Origin of the sequence: Pseudomonas mucoides (genome assembly GCF_015461845.1) — a bacterium.
In the GTDB taxonomy this organism is placed as follows: Bacteria; Pseudomonadota; Gammaproteobacteria; order Pseudomonadales; family Pseudomonadaceae; genus Aquipseudomonas; species Aquipseudomonas mucoides.
This window is the reverse complement of record NZ_JACOPW010000001.1, coordinates 924,529-940,028: the sequence shown is the minus strand read 5'-3', so window position 1 is coordinate 940,028 and position 15,500 is coordinate 924,529. Positions and strand designations below refer to the sequence as shown.

The 15,500-nt window shown below is 59.5% G+C and carries 15 protein-coding genes; 3 read left to right on the top strand and 12 right to left on the bottom strand.

The annotated features are described in order from the left end of the window. The first annotated feature begins 32 nt into the window (after positions 1-32). Positions 33-635, top strand: coding sequence for a recombination mediator RecR (recR, locus tag H8F22_RS04485; protein WP_059181314.1), 603 nt, complete (start codon positions 33-35; stop codon positions 633-635). 185 nt (positions 636-820) lie between these two features. Then, positions 821-1,969 carry an acyl-CoA dehydrogenase family protein gene (locus tag H8F22_RS04480; protein ID WP_027921720.1) on the top strand — a complete coding sequence of 383 codons (1,149 nt, stop codon included), beginning with the start codon at positions 821-823 and terminating at the stop codon, positions 1,967-1,969. A gap of 106 nt (positions 1,970-2,075) precedes the next feature. Here the strand turns inward: H8F22_RS04480 and H8F22_RS04475 are convergent, their stop codons facing one another. The 8 genes from H8F22_RS04475 to ccoG all read right to left on the bottom strand — a co-directional run bounded on the left by H8F22_RS04475 (position 2,076) and on the right by ccoG (position 10,615). Beyond that, the gene (locus H8F22_RS04475; protein ID WP_027921719.1) at positions 2,076-2,624 is read right to left on the bottom strand and encodes an adenine phosphoribosyltransferase; all 549 of its coding nucleotides are present in this window, start codon (positions 2,622-2,624) and stop codon (positions 2,076-2,078) included. A 79-nt stretch (positions 2,625-2,703) separates the two neighbouring features. Beyond that, on the bottom strand, positions 2,704-3,438 hold the full coding sequence (gene fnr / locus H8F22_RS04470; protein WP_027921718.1) for a fumarate/nitrate reduction transcriptional regulator Fnr: 735 nt from the start codon (positions 3,436-3,438) through the stop codon (positions 2,704-2,706). A gap of 155 nt (positions 3,439-3,593) precedes the next feature. Further along, positions 3,594-4,976, bottom strand: coding sequence for an oxygen-independent coproporphyrinogen III oxidase (gene hemN, locus H8F22_RS04465; RefSeq protein WP_027921717.1), 1,383 nt, complete (start codon positions 4,974-4,976; stop codon positions 3,594-3,596). Between the two features lie 235 nt (positions 4,977-5,211). Beyond that, a complete protein-coding gene (locus tag H8F22_RS04460) occupies positions 5,212-5,895 on the bottom strand; it encodes a sulfite exporter TauE/SafE family protein (protein ID WP_027921716.1) in 684 nt (227 codons plus the stop codon). Beyond that, positions 5,888-6,106, bottom strand: a complete 219-nt coding sequence (gene ccoS, locus H8F22_RS04455; protein ID WP_027921715.1) for a cbb3-type cytochrome oxidase assembly protein CcoS — start codon at positions 6,104-6,106, stop codon at positions 5,888-5,890. The genes H8F22_RS04460 and ccoS overlap by 8 nt, the downstream gene beginning before the upstream one ends. Before the next feature lie 24 nt (positions 6,107-6,130). Continuing rightward, positions 6,131-8,581, bottom strand: a complete 2,451-nt coding sequence (locus tag H8F22_RS04450; protein ID WP_027921714.1) for a heavy metal translocating P-type ATPase — start codon at positions 8,579-8,581, stop codon at positions 6,131-6,133. Between the two features lie 67 nt (positions 8,582-8,648). Continuing rightward, positions 8,649-9,188 carry a FixH family protein gene (locus tag H8F22_RS04445; protein WP_027921713.1) on the bottom strand — a complete coding sequence of 180 codons (540 nt, stop codon included), beginning with the start codon at positions 9,186-9,188 and terminating at the stop codon, positions 8,649-8,651. 11 nt (positions 9,189-9,199) lie between these two features. Continuing rightward, entirely contained in the window at positions 9,200-10,615 is a 1,416-nt protein-coding gene (gene ccoG / locus H8F22_RS04440; RefSeq protein WP_027921712.1) for a cytochrome c oxidase accessory protein CcoG, read from the bottom strand. A 467-nt stretch (positions 10,616-11,082) separates the two neighbouring features. On the opposite strand from ccoG, the gene H8F22_RS04435 reads away from it, so the two are divergent. After that, positions 11,083-12,072: a metallophosphoesterase family protein gene (locus H8F22_RS04435; protein WP_027921711.1), complete on the top strand. Its 990-nt coding sequence runs from the start codon at positions 11,083-11,085 to the stop codon at positions 12,070-12,072. 82 nt (positions 12,073-12,154) lie between these two features. On the opposite strand, the gene ccoP is transcribed toward H8F22_RS04435, so the two are convergent. Genes ccoP through ccoN form a run of 4 tightly spaced genes read right to left on the bottom strand, consistent with a single transcriptional unit; the run spans position 12,155 to position 15,376 of the window. Further along, a complete protein-coding gene (gene ccoP / locus H8F22_RS04430) occupies positions 12,155-13,138 on the bottom strand; it encodes a cytochrome-c oxidase, cbb3-type subunit III (protein ID WP_194939789.1) in 984 nt (327 codons plus the stop codon). Continuing rightward, entirely contained in the window at positions 13,135-13,320 is a 186-nt protein-coding gene (locus H8F22_RS04425; protein WP_003175465.1) for a CcoQ/FixQ family Cbb3-type cytochrome c oxidase assembly chaperone, read from the bottom strand. Before H8F22_RS04425 ends, ccoP begins: the two co-directional genes overlap by 4 nt. A 5-nt stretch (positions 13,321-13,325) precedes the next feature. Next, positions 13,326-13,934 carry a cytochrome-c oxidase, cbb3-type subunit II gene (ccoO, locus tag H8F22_RS04420; protein ID WP_027921709.1) on the bottom strand — a complete coding sequence of 203 codons (609 nt, stop codon included), beginning with the start codon at positions 13,932-13,934 and terminating at the stop codon, positions 13,326-13,328. Then, positions 13,934-15,376, bottom strand: a complete 1,443-nt coding sequence (ccoN, locus tag H8F22_RS04415) for a cytochrome-c oxidase, cbb3-type subunit I (RefSeq protein ID WP_027921708.1) — start codon at positions 15,374-15,376, stop codon at positions 13,934-13,936. The genes ccoO and ccoN overlap by 1 nt, the downstream gene beginning before the upstream one ends. Positions 15,377-15,500: the final 124 nt, after the last annotated feature.

Sequence of the window (15,500 nt, the reverse complement as noted above, 5' to 3'; positions counted from 1 at the left end):
CCGCGTCTCGTTGTTTTGTCGGACGTTTCCCTATGAGCTTCAGCCCTTTGATTCGCCAACTGATCGATGCCCTGCGAATTTTGCCGGGCGTGGGTCAGAAAACCGCCCAGCGCATGGCGCTGCAACTGCTTGAGCGTGATCGCAGCGGTGGTTCGCGACTGGCGTTGGCCTTGAGTCAGGCCATGGAAGGGGTGGGTAATTGCCGTTTGTGCCGCACGCTGACCGAGGACGACCTGTGCCCGCAGTGCGCGGATACCCGCCGTGACGACACGTTGTTGTGTGTGGTGGAAGGGCCAATGGATGTCTATGCGGTGGAGCAGACCGGTTTCCGTGGTCGCTACTTCGTGCTCAAAGGGCATTTGTCGCCGCTTGACGGTCTTGGGCCTGAGGCGATTGGTATTCCGCAGTTGATGGCGCGGATTGAAGAGGCCGGGACTTTTACCGAAGTCATTCTTGCGACCAACCCGACGGTGGAAGGTGAGGCGACGGCGCATTACATTGCGCAGTTGCTTAGCAATAAGGGGCTGATTGCTTCGCGTATTGCTCACGGTGTGCCGTTGGGGGGTGAGCTGGAGTTGGTGGATGGCGGGACGTTGGCGCATTCGTTTGCCGGGCGTAAGCCGATAGCCTTGTAGTGGCTGAACGGGCCTCATCGCGGGCAAGCCCGGCTCCCACACTGGATCTCCAGTGTTCACCACAGCATTGTGGGAGCTAGGCTTGCCCGCGATGGCCGCGCCTCAGTTCTCCGTATTGACACAATCCTGTTGAAAACCAAGCAAGCGCTCGGTTAACGTCGCTGAACCTTCAGTGGAGTTCGCCGATGCCTGCCTTTCAGGAATACTTCGATCCCAGCCACCAATTGGTCCGTGACAGCGTCAGACGTTTCGTCGAGCGGGAGATCCTTCCGGACATTGATCAGTGGGAGGAAGCTGAAAGCTTTCCCCGTGAGCTCTACCTCAAGGCCGGTGCTGCCGGGATTCTGGGAATTGGCTATCCCGAAGCGCTGGGCGGCAGCCATGAAGGTGATCTGTTCGCCAAGGTCGCTGCCAGCGAAGAGCTCATGCGCTGTGGCTCGGGTGGACTGGTGGCCGGTTTGGGGTCGCTGGACATCGGCTTGCCACCGATCCTCAAGTGGGCCCGGCCCGAAGTGCGTGATCGCGTGGTGCCGCAGGTGCTGACCGGCGAGAAGATCAGCGCCCTGGCGGTCACCGAACCCAGCGGCGGTTCCGACGTCGCCAATCTGCAAACCCGCGCCGTGCGTGACGGCGACTTCTATCGCGTCAGCGGCAGCAAAACCTTCATCACCAGCGGCGTTCGCGCCGATTACTACACCGTCGCAGTGCGCACCGGCGAGCCCGGTTTTGGCGGCATCAGCCTGTTGTTGATCGAGAAGGGCACACCCGGTTTCACCGTCGGCCGTCAGTTGAAGAAAATGGGCTGGTGGGCATCGGACACCGCGGAGTTGTTCTTCGATGACTGTCGGGTGCCGGTGGGCAATCTGATTGGCGCGCAAAACATGGGTTTCGCCTGCATCATGGGTAACTTTCAGAGTGAGCGGCTGGCGTTGGCATTGATGGCCAACATGACTGCGCAGCTGGCGCTGGAGGAGAGCCTGAAGTGGGCGCGTCAGCGCGAAGCTTTCGGTAAACCCATCGGCAAGTTCCAGGTACTCAAGCATCGCCTCGCCGAGATGGCGACCGCGCTGGAAGTGTCTCGGGAATTTACCTATCGCCAGGCGGCGAAGATGGCGGCGGGGCAGAGTGTGATCAAGGAAATTTCGATGGCCAAGAACTTTGCCACCGACACGGCGGACCGGATCGTCAATGATGCGGTGCAGATTCTGGGAGGCTTGGGTTACATGCGTGACAGTCTTGTGGAGCGGCTGTACCGGGATAACCGGATTCTGTCGATTGGCGGCGGGACGCGGGAAGTGATGAACGAGATTATCAGTAAACAGATGGGGCTTTAATTGGTGGTGTAGCGGCTGACGTCATCGCGGGCAAGCCCGGCTCTCATATGACATAGGTCACTGTGGGAGCCGGGCTTGCCCGCGATGGCGTCAGTACCAACGCCGCTTACTTGTCAGTCAACGCAAACTGCGTCAGGCAGAAAGTAGGAATCCCCATATCTTCCAATCGCTGCGACCCACCCAGCTCCGGCAGATCAATAATCGCCGCCGCTTCATGAACCCGCGCGCCCATGCGTCGAATCAGGTTCGCCGCCGCAATCAGCGTGCCGCCCGTGGCAATCAAGTCATCGAACATCACCACCGAATCGCCCTCGCACAGGCTGTCGGCGTGGACCTCGAGGAACGCTTCGCCGTACTCGGTCGCGTAACCCTCGGCCAACACGTCGGCCGGCAGTTTGCCTTGCTTGCGGAACAGCACCAGCGGTTTGTTCAACTGATACGCCAGCACCGAACCGATCAGGAAGCCACGCGCGTCCATCGCCCCGATGTGGGTGAAATCGGCTTCGACGTAGCGATGGGCAAAGCTGTCCATCACCAGGCGCAGGGCCGTGGGTGACTGAAACAACGGCGTGATGTCACGAAAGATCACGCCCGGCTTGGGGAAGTCGATCACGGGGCGGATCAGGGATTTGATGTCGAAGGAGTCGAAGACCATCGTCGAGGTGTCCTGGCAGGCTGCAAACGTCGCAGTATAACGGCGGCTGAACCGTTTCGCTCAGCCGCAAGGGTGACAATCAGCCTTCGAGAGAGCCGCCGGCCAGCGCGCAGAGTTGGATCGGGTCGAGGATACGAATTTCCTTGCCTTCAGCGGCGATCAATTCGCTCTGCTGAAAACGGGTGAACACCCGGGACACGGTTTCGACCGCCAGCCCCAGGTAATTGCCGATTTCGTTGCGCGACATGCTCAGGCGGAACTGGTTGGCCGAGAAACCGCGGGCGCGGAAACGTGCCGACAGGTTGACCAGGAACGTGGCAATGCGCTCGTCGGCGGTTTTTTTCGACAGCAGCAGCATCATTTGTTGATCGTCGCGAATCTCGCGACTCATGACGCGCATTAACTGGCGACGCAGTTGCGGCAGTTGCACGGACAGTTCGTCGAGGCGATCGAAAGGGATTTCGCACACTGAGGTGGTTTCCAGCGCTTGCGCGGACACGGGGTGCTTTTCAGTGTCCATGCCCGACAGGCCGACCAGTTCACTCGGCAAGTGGAAACCGGTGAGCTGTTCTTCACCGGCGTCGCTCAGGCTGAAGGTCTTGAGGGCGCCGGAGCGCACCGCATAGACGCAATCGAAGGTGTCGCCCTGGCGAAACAGGAACTCTCCTTTTTTCAGCGGACGTCCACGCTTGACGATGTCGTCCAGCGCGTCCATGTCCTCCAGGTTCAGAGACAGCGGTAAACACAGGGGGGCGAGGCTGCAATCCTTGCAATGGGCCTGGTTATGAGCACGCAGTTTGACTGGCTCGGACATTTCTTCAATCCTTGTGGGAAAATCACACATAAGACGTAAGGGTAACCCACGGGATGGCATTCCGGCCAGTTTGTGCAGATATTGTCACGCCACGATACCGCGTGATGTTTGGCGGTCCTGTAAACGCTGAAATCCGCCTCCATGGCGATGAAGAATTAGATCACCCGGGAAAATCGTTGGTGGTTGAGTTGCTGCAGATAAGCATCGAACACCATGCACACCGAGCGCACCAGCAAACGACCGGCCGGCAGTACAGTGATTCGTTCGTTGTCGAGGCTGATCAAGCCGTCATCGGCCATGGTCAGCAACTGCGGCCACAACTGGCCGAAGTAACCGCGAAAGTCGATGTTGAACGCTTGCTCGATCTCGACGAATTCCAGGCTGAACCTGCAGATCAGCTGCTGTATCACCGCCCGCCGCAGCCGATCATCGGCGTTGCACACCAGGCCACGGCTGGTGGCCAGTTGACCCGTGGCCAGGGTGTTCTGGTATTGAGCCAGATCGCTGGTGTTCTGGCAGTACAGATCACCGATCTGGCTGATGGCTGACACCCCCAAACCGATCAAATCGCAATGGCCGTGGGTGGTGTAGCCCTGAAAATTGCGCTGCAGGGTTGATTCCTCCTGGGCGATCGCCAGTTCGTCGTCGGGCAGGGCGAAGTGGTCCATGCCGATGTAGCGGTAACCGGCCGTGGTCAGTTGCTCGATGGTGCGCTGGAGCATTTCCAGCTTCTGCGCCGGTGTCGGCAGCTCGTCGCTGTTGATGCGTCGCTGCGGCATGAAGCGTTCGGGCAGGTGCGCGTAGTTGAACACCGAGAGCCGATCCGGTTGCAGGTTGATCACTTCATCCACCGTGCGGGCGAAGTTTTCGGGCGTCTGCCGGGGCAAGCCGTAAATCAGGTCGATGTTGATCGAGCGAAATTGCAGGGTTCGGGCCGCATCGATCACCGCGCGGGTTTCTTCCAGGCTTTGGAGGCGGTTGACCGCCCGTTGCACGGCCGGGTCGAGGTCTTGCAGGCCAATGCTGACACGATTGAACCCCAGCTCGCGCAACAGGCCCATGGTTGACCAGTCGGCTTCGCGAGGATCGATTTCGATGCCGTAGTCGCCGGAATCATCGTCCAGCAAGTTGAAGCTCTTGCGCAGTTGAGCCATTAACTGGCGCAGTTCATCGTGGCTGAGGAACGTCGGGGTGCCGCCGCCGAAGTGCAGTTGTTCGACCTTCTGCGCCGGGTCGAGGTGACAGGCGATCAGCTGGATTTCCTGCTCAAGACGCTGCAAGTAGGGCAGGGCGCGGCCGCGATCCTTGGTGATGACTTTGTTGCAGGCGCAGTAGTAGCAAATGTTCGCGCAGAACGGCACATGCACGTACAGCGACAACGGGCGCAGGGCCTTGCGGCTGTCGCGCAGTGCGTGAAGCAGGTCGAACGAGCCGACTTGACTGTGGAATTGCACAGCCGTCGGGTAAGAGGTGTAGCGCGGTCCCGCCAGGTCATAACGGCGGATCAGATCGGTGTCCCAACGAATGGCGTCGAGCATCATGCGGGCATTCCCCCGGATAGGCTTGCAGTGTGGGCGAGTCTAGGGGGGGAGGCGTTGGGGCATCTTGATTTGCATCAACGGTGAGCACGGACGTGTAGCAGCTGCCGAAGGCTGCGTCCGGCTGCTAAGCAGTCGTAAACCTTTCACCTCGGGCTCTCAGGGGATTTGCATGCTTTGTATAGGCGAGGACTTCGCCCTCGAACGCAGCCTGCGGCAGCTGCTACAGGGCGGACTAGTGACCCATCAACCAATGCTGATGCGGCCCCGGCAAGGTCCAGAGGCCGAACAGCATCACCAGCAGACCACCGGCCATGCGCACGCTGCGTTTACGCAACAGCGCCGTCACCCGCTCAGCCGCCAGGCCTGTGGCCAGCAACACCGGCCAGGTGCCCAGGCCGAACGCGAGCATCAACAAAGCGCTGTCCAGCGCATTCCCCTGACTCGCCGACCACAGCAAAGTGCTGTAAACCAACCCGCACGGTAGCCAGCCCCAGAGCGCGCCCAGCAGCAAGGCGCGGGGCAGGCTCGACACGGGCAGCAGTTTGTTGGCAATCGGCTGGATATGCCGCCACAGGCCGCGACCCAGGCTTTCGATGCGGGTCAGGCCGCTCCACCAACCGGCGAGGTACAGCCCCATGGCGATCAGCAGCAGACCGGCGATGACCCGCATAAACATCGCTGCCGGGCTGTTGGCCACGGCCCAGCCGGCCAGGCCGATCAAGAGGCCGGCGGTGGCGTAGCTGAGGATGCGGCCCAGGTTGTAGGCCAGCAGCAAGCGGAAGCGTCGGCTGCGTTGTTCCTTGGGAATCGCCAGGGTCAACGCGCCCATCAAGCCGCCGCACATACCCAGGCAATGGCCGCCCCCGAGCAAGCCGAGAATCACCGCAGACACCAGCAGTGGCGCCAATTCAAGCATGAGGCGGCGCCTTGTCGTCGGGTTTGGCCGGATGGCCGCTGGCTTCATCGACCGCAGCTTTGTGGGCCGGGTCCTGGTCGTCGAACAGAATGCTGTGGGCCGGGCCGTCGAGGTCATCGTACTGACCGCTGTCCACCGCCCAGAAGAAGATGTAGACGGCGATGGCCACGATCAGCAGCGCGGCCGGAATCATCACGTAAAGAGCTGGCATGGGAGGACTCCATGCCCGCGCGGCTCAGGCCGGCAGCGGGCGGGTTTCTGGCGTGGCGCGGGTGGCTGGCGAGCTCGGCAAGCGAGTCAGGCGCAGGGCATTGAGCACCACGGTCAACGAACTGATCGACATGCCGACGGCAGCCCACACCGGAGTGATCCAGCCGAGGGCAGCGAACGGCAACATGAGGCCATTGTACAGCCCGGCCCACAGCAGGTTCTCGATGATTACCCGACGGGTTCGCCGGGCCAGACTGAAGGCTTGCACCAGTGCGTCGAGACGGTTGGACAGTAACACGGCATCGGCACTGGTTTTCGCCAGATCCGTGGCCGAGCCCATCGCCACGCTGATGTCGGCCGCGGCCAGTACCGGCACGTCGTTGACCCCGTCTCCGAGCATCAACACCTTGCGGCCTTCCTTGTGCAGTTGTTGCAGGACTTGCAATTTGTCGTCGGGACGCAAACCGCCACGCGCCTCGTCGATTCCCAACTCGGCGGCAACGCTGGCGACCATCGGCGAGCTGTCTCCGGACAGCAGCAATGTGCGCCATCCCCGCGCCTTGCAGGCTTGCAGCAATGCAGGGGCATCTGCGCGCAACCGGTCGTCGAGGACAAACCACGCCAGAGGGCCCTGACTGTCGCCGAGCAGCAGCCATTGGCCCGCTTCATCGGGCATCGAAGGTGCGGCAGCGCCACTGAGTTCGCAGACAAAACCTGGCTGGCCAATGCGCAGGCGTTGTACGCCGACCAGGCCTTCAAGCCCCAGCCCCGGTGTGCTGTGGACTTCTTCGGCGGCCAGTGGCGCGCGGCCGAAGGCGCGGGCGATCGGGTGTTCGGAGCGGTTTTCCAGCGCGGCCGCCAGGCTCAGGCATTGGTCACTGTCGAGTGCGGCCAGCGGGCGGATTGAACGTAAGGCGAGGCGCCCTTCAGTCAGGGTCCCGGTCTTGTCGAAGATCACCGTGTCGATCTGGTTCAGACCTTCCAACACATGGCCGCGCGTCAACAGCAGGCCGAGTTTGTGCAGCGTACCGGTGGCGGCGGTCAGCGCGGTGGGCGTCGCGAGGGACAAGGCACACGGACAAGTGGCGACGAGCATGGCCAGCACAATCCAGAAGGCCCGGGATGAATCGAGTTCCCACCACAACAGGCCAATGGCGGCAGCGGCGATCAGCGATAGCAGCAAAAACCACTGCGCGGCGCGGTCGGCGATTTCCGCCAGGCGCGGCTTTTCGGCTTGCGCGCGATCCAACAGGCGGACAATGGCGGACAGTCGTGTGTCCTGGCCCAGGGCCAATACTTGCACGGTCAGCGCGCCTTCAACGTTCAACGTGCCGGCGGTGACTGCATCGCCTGGCATTCGCGGTTGCGGCAAGTATTCACCGGTCAGCAACGATTCATCGATGCTCGACTGACCGTCGAGGATCTTGCCGTCTGCCGGCAGAATGGCCCCCGGATGGACCAGCACCTGATCGTCGACGCGCAATTCGCTGAGCAGGATTCGCTCGCTCTGGCCATCCGCGCTCAGGCGCAGGCATGAAGCGGGCAGCAGGTTGACCAATTGGGCAGTGGCCGCAGCGGTACGTTCTCGGGCGCGGCGTTCCAGATAACGACCGGCCAGCAGGAACAGCGCAAACATGCCGACTGCATCGAAATACAGCTCACCAACGCCGCTGATCGAAGTCCAGATCCCGGCGAGGTAGGCGCTGCCAATCGCCAGCGACACCGACACGTCCATGGTCAGGTGGCGGGTGCGCAGGTCGCGCATCGCGCCTTTGAAGAACGGCGCACAGCTGTAGAACACGATTGGCGTGGTCAGGAACAGCGCGACCCAACGCAGAATGGTGTGCAGTTCGGGGCTGAGGTCGATGTTGAATTCCGGCCAGGTGGCCATCGTCGCCATCATCGCCTGGAACCACAGCAGGCCGGCCACGCCGAGTTGGCGCAAGGCCAGACGGTTCTCACTGGCCAGTTGTTCACTGGCGCGGTCGGCTTGATAGGGGTGGGCGGCGTAACCGATATGGCGCAACTCACTGAGCACCTTGCTCAACGGTAATTGCGCATCGGCCCAGCGTACGTGCAGGCGATGGTTGGACAGGTTGAGGCGCGCTTCGGCCACCGCCGGCAAGCCGCGCAGGTGTTTCTCGATCAGCCAGCCGCACGCGGCGCAGCTGATGCCTTCCATCAACAGGGTGGTTTCGGCGAGGTCGCCGTCGTGGCGCACGAACGGCGCTTGCACGTCGGCGCGGTCGTACAGCGCCAGTTCGTCCACCAACTGCACCGGCAAGGCTTCGGGGTTGGCCGATGACTCGCTGCGATGCTGGTAATAGCTTTCCAATCCGCCCGCCACAATCGCCTCGGCCACGGCCTGGCAACCCGGGCAGCAGAACTCGCGGGTTTCACCCAGGACCGCCGCGGTGAAGCGGCTGCCAGCCGGGACGGGCAGGGCGCAGTGGTAGCAGGGGGTTGGAGTGGTCATTCGGTTTTCACAGGGGGTTGTCCGATGATCGTTCCCACGCAGAGCGTGGGAACGATCAGAGTCGGGCTTACTTTTTCAGGTCTTCCGCGCCTTGCAGCGGCTCATCGCCCAGCAGCAGGTCCTTGTCATGGCTGACCTGTTCTTCTTCGAACAGGCGCCAGGTCTTGTCGCCTTCGACCCCCAGCAGTTCTACAAAGCGACGGCCTTCGACCTTGTCGCTCAGTTGACCGATGTAGCGGCCCTGTTCCGTGTCGCTGTGGGCGAGGGTGATCTTGCGATCCTTCTCCGGTTGCGTCGGCGAGATCAGGTTCAGTTCAAGGGTTTTCGGTTGGCTGTTGCCGCTCAGGTGCAGGTCGACTTCGCCGGTCACGCCATCCAGATGCACGCTGGCCCGTAACAGCAGGGTCTGGGCCAACAGTTCACGGTCGAGGGAGCGGTTGATGCCTTTGCCGGCTTCGTAGTAGTTGTCGTTCACCAGGTTGTCCGGGTTGTTCACCGCGATGGTCACCATGGACAAGGTCAGGGTCACCGAGCAGGCCAGAATCCCGATGATGATCCACGGCCAAAGGTGCTTGTACCAGGGACTTGCGGCAGTTGCTGCGGGCATGATCACTTCTCTCAACGAATTTGGGGGCCGATGAATCGGCTCTTGGCTTCAACATGAACGCTGTCGTCATCGGCATCCTTGAGGATGAATTTCACCTCGTTGGTGCTCGATGGCAGTTGTTCCGGTGCACTGGACAGCTCCACTGGCTGGCTGAAAATTTCCCCGGCGGCGACTTTGATCTCGCGCTTGCCTTGCAGCTTGAGGTCCGGCAGGCCGGTGGCTTCCAGCACGTAGGTGTGGTCGCGCTGATCCTTGTTCATGATCTTCAGGCTGTAGACGTTTTCGATCCGGCCCTCGGCGTTCTCGCGGTACAGCACGCGGTCTTTGCTGACGTCGAAACCGACCAGCGAGCGCATGAAGAACGCGGTGATCAACAACGAGATCATCGCCAGCAGCACCACGGCATAGCCGATCAGGCGCGGGCGCAGTTTATGGGTTTTTTGCCCGGACAGGTTGTGCTCGGTGGTGTAGCTGATCAGGCCGCGCGGGTAATCCATCTTGTCCATGATGGCGTCGCAGGCGTCGATACAGGCGGCACAGCCGATGCACTCGATTTGCAGGCCATCGCGGATGTCGATGCCAGTCGGGCAAACCTGTACGCACATGGTGCAGTCGATGCAATCGCCCAGGCCTTGAGCCTTGTAGTCGATGCCTTTCTTGCGCGGGCCACGGGATTCACCGCGGCGTGGATCGTAGGAAACGATCAGCGTGTCTTTGTCGAACATCACGCTTTGGAAACGCGCGTACGGGCACATGTAAATGCACACCTGCTCGCGCAACCAGCCGGCGTTGCCGTAGGTGGCGAGGGTGAAGAAACCGACCCAGAAATACGACCAGCCATCCGCTTCGCCGGTGAAGAAGTCGAATACCAGCTCACGGATCGGCGAGAAGTAACCGACGAAGGTCAGGCCGGTGACAAACCCGATCAGCAGCCACATCGAATGTTTGCTGAGCTTGCGCAGGAATTTGTTGGCGCTCATCGGCGCTTTGTCGAGCTTGATGCGCTGGTTGCGGTCGCCTTCGGTGACCTTTTCGCACCACATGAAAATCCATGTCCAGACGCTCTGCGGGCAGGTGTAACCGCACCACACGCGACCGGCGTAGACCGTAATGAAGAACAGGCCGAAGGCACTGATGATCAAAATCCCCGACAGCAGGATGAAGTCCTGAGGCCAGAAGGTTGCGCCAAAAATAAAGAATTTACGCTCCGGCAGGTTCCACCAGACGGCTTGGTGGCCGCCCCAGTTCAGCCACACCGTGCCGAAATACAACAGAAACAAAAAGGCACCGCCCATCATCCGCAGGTTGCGGAACAAACCCGTGAAGGCGCGGGTGTAGATCTTTTCTCGAGAGGCGTAGAGGTCGACGCTGTTGTTTGCGTTCTTGTTGGGTGGAGTGACGTCGTGTACCGGAATCTGGTTGCTCATCATTGCATCCCACGGCAGTGGAAAAATGCCTCGGTCAGTACATGCCGACCGCGGTCAAAAGGGGTGGTGCAGTGGCGCAATGATACGCCTGAAGCTCTAGCACAAGGGTGCGACCTTTGGTCGCGTTGGGAAAAAAACCTGAATGGTGTAGCAGATGTAACAAAACGTGATGCAGATCAATTGACTTGTGAAGTATGGACGAATTTTTGGGGGGCAGGGCTCGTTCAGTTGCAGATTTCATGCTTGGGGTCAGTGAAGGGGCAAGCCTTTTGCCTTTGATTGTCTGGCACCCGGTTCGCTGTTTGACGATAAATACCGGCCTTTAATAGTGTTGGAGATTTCAGTGAGTGAAATACTATTAATTAATTAGAGGGGCGTTGCGTGTTTTGTTTTTGAGGGTTTTGGCATAAGTTTGTTTTCGGCGAAGAGTCGCCGTTCTTATTTGGTTTTGATGGAAATGGAATTCTATGAAGTTGTTAACAAAGAGTGGCTTTATTGTCGGCCTCATGATGGCTTCAATAGCCAGTTATGCGGCGTATGTGCCGAGCATTATAAATCCGGAATTTGCGGTGTTTACTTCTGATCCGCAATACCCCTGGACAGATAAAACAGATGCTGGCGTAGAAGAATCGGATTCTGAACAGCAGGCCCGATCCCGAACGTTGATCGAAAGCCAGTATTCCGACATTGCTCATTTCAGGAAGAGTCGTCCGTGGATGGAAGTTCCTGTCATGATCAACGGTGATATTACGGCGTATGGTCACGGCTGGCAGCGCTCCTATATTCGCTCGGTGCAGAAGAAGTATTTCGGTAGCGATTTTGTCTACGGGCTGGGTAATCATGATTATGAAAATCTCGATTGTTTTTCCGCGAGTTGTGCTGCGGGCAGCATTACCGACTTCGAGGAACATCATCGCGATAAAGTGGGGAGTTTTGATTTAAAAATCAGTGGTCCTTTCTTTAATAAGCTGTATTCCGGAAGTCTCGCCTGGTCCAGAGATGTTGGGGATGTGCATTTTGTTCAGTTGAACAACGAGCCGACGTACTCGGATCGAATTTCCCATCCCTTGAACCCGACGACCTTCGAGATCACGGACTCACTGGATTGGTTGGAGCAGGATTTGAAGACGGCCCGTGCCAAAGGTCAGATCATCCTTCTAAATATGCACAAACCAGGTTACTGGAAAGGCGATTCGGAGCAGGTCACCAGGTTCCGCAAGATAATCGCGGACAATAAGGTCACTGCAGTCTTCGCTGGTCATCTACACGAGGACGCCGGAGGATTTCAGGGTGGATACTACTTTGGAGATGTGCCCTTATTCCTGAGCGGCGCGGCGTCACAGCAGACGTACTTGATTGCCAGCTTTTCGCAAGACCGGAAATCGATGACCGTTGACCTTGTCAAAGGGAATCACTGGCCGAGTCGCACCTTCGTGGCCACGGTTGCGGTCAGGTAAACTTTCGCTACCGGCCCATAACGAAAAAGGCCCCGCCAATTCACATTGGCGGGGCCTTTTTTTGTTGCTTCAAGCGTGTGTCTTACTGAGCGTCTGCCGCCGGAGCCTTCTCGCCGTGAGACAGGCTGTAGACGTAAGCGGCCAGCAAGTGAACCTTGTCGTTGCCTTGCAGCTGCTCTTGCGCAGGCATCTGGCCCTGACGGCCGTAACGGATGGTCTGCTGCAGTTGAGCGAAGCTCGAACCGTAGATGAACGCGGCCGGGTGGGTCAGGTTAGGGGCGCCCATTGCTGGCGTACCTTTACCTTCCGGACCGTGGCAAGCCACGCAGTTGGCGGCGAACAACTTCTGGCCGGCAACCGGGTCAGCCTTGGTGCCTTCCGGCAGTTTGCGGCCATCGAGGTTGGTCAGGACAAAGGCAGCGACATCGGAAACGCCTTGCTCGCCGATCACGTCAGCCCACGCCGGCATGACGGCGTGACGGCCGCCCATGATGGTGGTCTTGATGGTGGCAGGCTCGCCGCCCCAGCGCCAGTCGGCGTCGGTCAGGTTAGGGAAGCCGTAAGCGCCTTTGGCGTCGGAACCGTGGCAGACCGAGCAGTTGGAGGCGAACAGGCGGCCACCCATCTTCAGGGCTTGCGGGTCTTTGGCGACTTCTTCGATTGGCATGGAGGCGAACTTGGCGAAGATCGGACCGAACTTGGCGTCCGACTTGGCCATTTCCTTTTCCCACTCGTGAACGCCGGTCCAGCCGGCCTGGCCGTTGGCGAACGCAGTCTGCTTCTCGTTATCGAGGTAGTTGTAACCCGGCAGCAGGCCTTTCCAGTTGCCCAGGCCCGGGTACAGCACCAGGTAACCCAAGGCAAAAATGATGGTGCCCACGAACAGCATGAACCACCATTTTGGCAGTGGGTTGTCGTACTCCTCGATCCCGTCGAAGGAGTGGCCAACCGTTTCTTCCGTCTGCTCGGCGCGCTGGCCCTTGCGGGTGGACAGCAGCAGCCAGGTCAGGGCGAAGATGGTGCCGAGACTGAGGACTGTGACGTACAGACTCCAGAACGTAGTCATTCTTTGTTACTCCTAGAAGCTTGCTCGACGTGCTTGATGGCTTCGGGATCATCCGCGAAAGGCAGCAAGGTCGCGTCTTCAAACTCCGACTTGCGCTTGGGGCTGAACACCCACAACGCCAGACCGATGAAGGCCACCATCACAACAACGGTGCCCAGGCCACGAATCATCCCGATATCCATCTAAATCACCGTTTGCTTTTGATGATGGTGCCCAGGCCTTGCAGATAGGCCACCAGCGCGTCCATTTCGGTTTTGCCCTTCACAGCATCCTTGGCGCCGGCGATGTCTTCGTCGGTGTAAGGGACGCCGAGCGTGCGCAAGACTTCCATTTTCTTGGCGGTGTCTTTGCCGTCGAGCTTGTTTTCCACGAGGAACGGGTAGGCCGGCATTTTCGACTCAGGCACTACGTTGCGCGGGTTGTACAAGTGCGCACGCTGCCAGTCATCGGAGTAACGACCGCCGACACGGGCCAGGTCCGGACCGGTACGCTTGGAACCCCACAGGAACGGGTGGTCCCAGACGCTTTCACCGGCAACCGAGTAGTGGCCGTAACGTTCGGTTTCAGCGCGGAACGGACGGATCATCTGCGAGTGGCAGCCGACACAGCCGTTGGCGATGTAAATGTCGCGGCCTTCCAGTTCAAGCGCAGGGCGAGGCTTCATGCCTTCGACCGGCTTGTTGGTAACGTCCTGGAAAAACAGCGGAACGATCTGGGTCAGGCCGCCGATACTGACGGCGATAACCATGAAGAAGGCCAGCAGGCCAATGTTCTTCTCGACTGCTTCATGCTTCATCAGTGAGCTCCAACTACAGCAATCTGTTCAGCAGCTTTGGCTTCAGCCGGGTTCGAGGCACGTACGGTACGCCATACGTTGTAGGCCATGAACAGCATGCCGCTGGCGAAGAACGCACCGCCCAGGGCGCGAACGATGAAACCAGGATGGCTGGCTTGCAGCGCTTCGACGAACGAGTAGGTGAGGGTGCCGTCGTCGTTGATTGCGCGCCACATCAGACCCTGGGTAATGCCGTTGACCCACATCGAAGCGATGTACAGAACGGTACCGATGGTCGCGAGCCAGAAGTGCGTGTTGATCAGGCCGACGCTGTGCATCTGCGCACGACCGAACAGTTTCGGGATCATGTGGTAGATCGCGCCGATCGAGATCATCGCTACCCAGCCCAAGGCACCGGCGTGTACGTGGCCGATGGTCCAGTCGGTGTAGTGAGACAGCGAGTTGACGGTCTTGATGGCCATCATCGGGCCTTCGAAGGTCGACATGCCGTAGAACGCCAGCGACACGACCAGGAAGCGCAGGATCGGGTCGGTGCGCAGCTTATGCCAGGCGCCCGAGAGGGTCATCATGCCGTTGATCATGCCGCCCCAGCTCGGAGCCAGCAGGATGATCGACATCGCCATGCCCAGGGACTGAGCCCAGTCCGGCAGCGCGGTGTAGTGCAGGTGGTGCGGACCGGCCCAGATGTACAGGGTGATCAACGCCCAGAAGTGCACGATCGACAGGCGATAGGAGTAGATCGGACGCTCGGCCTGCTTCGGAACGAAGTAGTACATCATCCCCAGGAAGCCGGTGGTCAGGAAGAAACCTACGGCGTTGTGGCCGTACCACCACTGGATCATCGCGTCAGTCGCACCCGAGTAAGCGGAGTAAGACTTGAACAGGCTGACCGGCAGCGACATGTGGTTGACGATGTGCAGCATCGCGGTCACGACAATGAACGCGCCGTAGAACCAGTTACCGACATAGATGTGCTTGGTCTTGCGCTTGACGATGGTGCCAAAGAACACCAGTGCGTAAACGATCCAGACAATAGCCAGCAAAATTGCCAGCGGCCATTCCAGTTCCGCGTATTCCTTGGTCGTGGTGTAGCCCAGCGGCAATGTAATGCCGGCTCCGACGATCACCGCTTGCCATCCCCAGAAGTGGAAGGCCGCGAGGCTGTCGGAAATCAGTCGCGTTTGGCAGGTTCGCTGCACGACGTAATAAGAAGTGGCAAACAGTGCACAACCACCGAAGGCGAAAATCACCAGGTTGGTGTGCAACGGGCGTAAGCGTCCAAAAGTCGTCCACGGCAGACCGAAGTTCAATTCCGGCCATACAAGCTGTGAGGCGATGAAGACACCGAGCCCCATGCCAAGGATCCCCCAGACCACCGTCATGATGGCGAACTGGCGGACTACCTTATAGTTATAAGCAGTCGGACTGATTGCTGTGCTCATTCTAAGGTTCCACGGTTTGGGTGTTTTATTAGGAGTAAAAATCGGCCGCAAGTATGGAGAAAGCAGGGGGTCATTGCAACGCGCCATGACCTGGGTCAATGCTTTCAAAAGCTGATTCTGCGGC

Coding starts and splice junctions, on each gene's coding strand:
- recR (WP_059181314.1), top strand. CDS start 33: ATGAGCTTCAGCCCTTTGATTCGCCAACTGATCGATGCCCTGCGAATT.
- H8F22_RS04480 (WP_027921720.1), top strand. CDS start 821: ATGCCTGCCTTTCAGGAATACTTCGATCCCAGCCACCAATTGGTCCGT.
- H8F22_RS04475 (WP_027921719.1), bottom strand. CDS start 2,624: ATGGTCTTCGACTCCTTCGACATCAAATCCCTGATCCGCCCCGTGATC.
- fnr (WP_027921718.1), bottom strand. CDS start 3,438: ATGTCCGAGCCAGTCAAACTGCGTGCTCATAACCAGGCCCATTGCAAG.
- hemN (WP_027921717.1), bottom strand. CDS start 4,976: ATGCTCGACGCCATTCGTTGGGACACCGATCTGATCCGCCGTTATGAC.
- H8F22_RS04460 (WP_027921716.1), bottom strand. CDS start 5,895: ATGCTTGAATTGGCGCCACTGCTGGTGTCTGCGGTGATTCTCGGCTTG.
- ccoS (WP_027921715.1), bottom strand. CDS start 6,106: ATGCCAGCTCTTTACGTGATGATTCCGGCCGCGCTGCTGATCGTGGCC.
- H8F22_RS04450 (WP_027921714.1), bottom strand. CDS start 8,581: ATGACCACTCCAACCCCCTGCTACCACTGCGCCCTGCCCGTCCCGGCT.
- H8F22_RS04445 (WP_027921713.1), bottom strand. CDS start 9,188: ATGCCCGCAGCAACTGCCGCAAGTCCCTGGTACAAGCACCTTTGGCCG.
- ccoG (WP_027921712.1), bottom strand. CDS start 10,615: ATGAGCAACCAGATTCCGGTACACGACGTCACTCCACCCAACAAGAAC.
- H8F22_RS04435 (WP_027921711.1), top strand. CDS start 11,083: ATGAAGTTGTTAACAAAGAGTGGCTTTATTGTCGGCCTCATGATGGCT.
- ccoP (WP_194939789.1), bottom strand. CDS start 13,138: ATGACTACGTTCTGGAGTCTGTACGTCACAGTCCTCAGTCTCGGCACC.
- H8F22_RS04425 (WP_003175465.1), bottom strand. CDS start 13,320: ATGGATATCGGGATGATTCGTGGCCTGGGCACCGTTGTTGTGATGGTG.
- ccoO (WP_027921709.1), bottom strand. CDS start 13,934: ATGAAGCATGAAGCAGTCGAGAAGAACATTGGCCTGCTGGCCTTCTTC.
- ccoN (WP_027921708.1), bottom strand. CDS start 15,376: ATGAGCACAGCAATCAGTCCGACTGCTTATAACTATAAGGTAGTCCGC.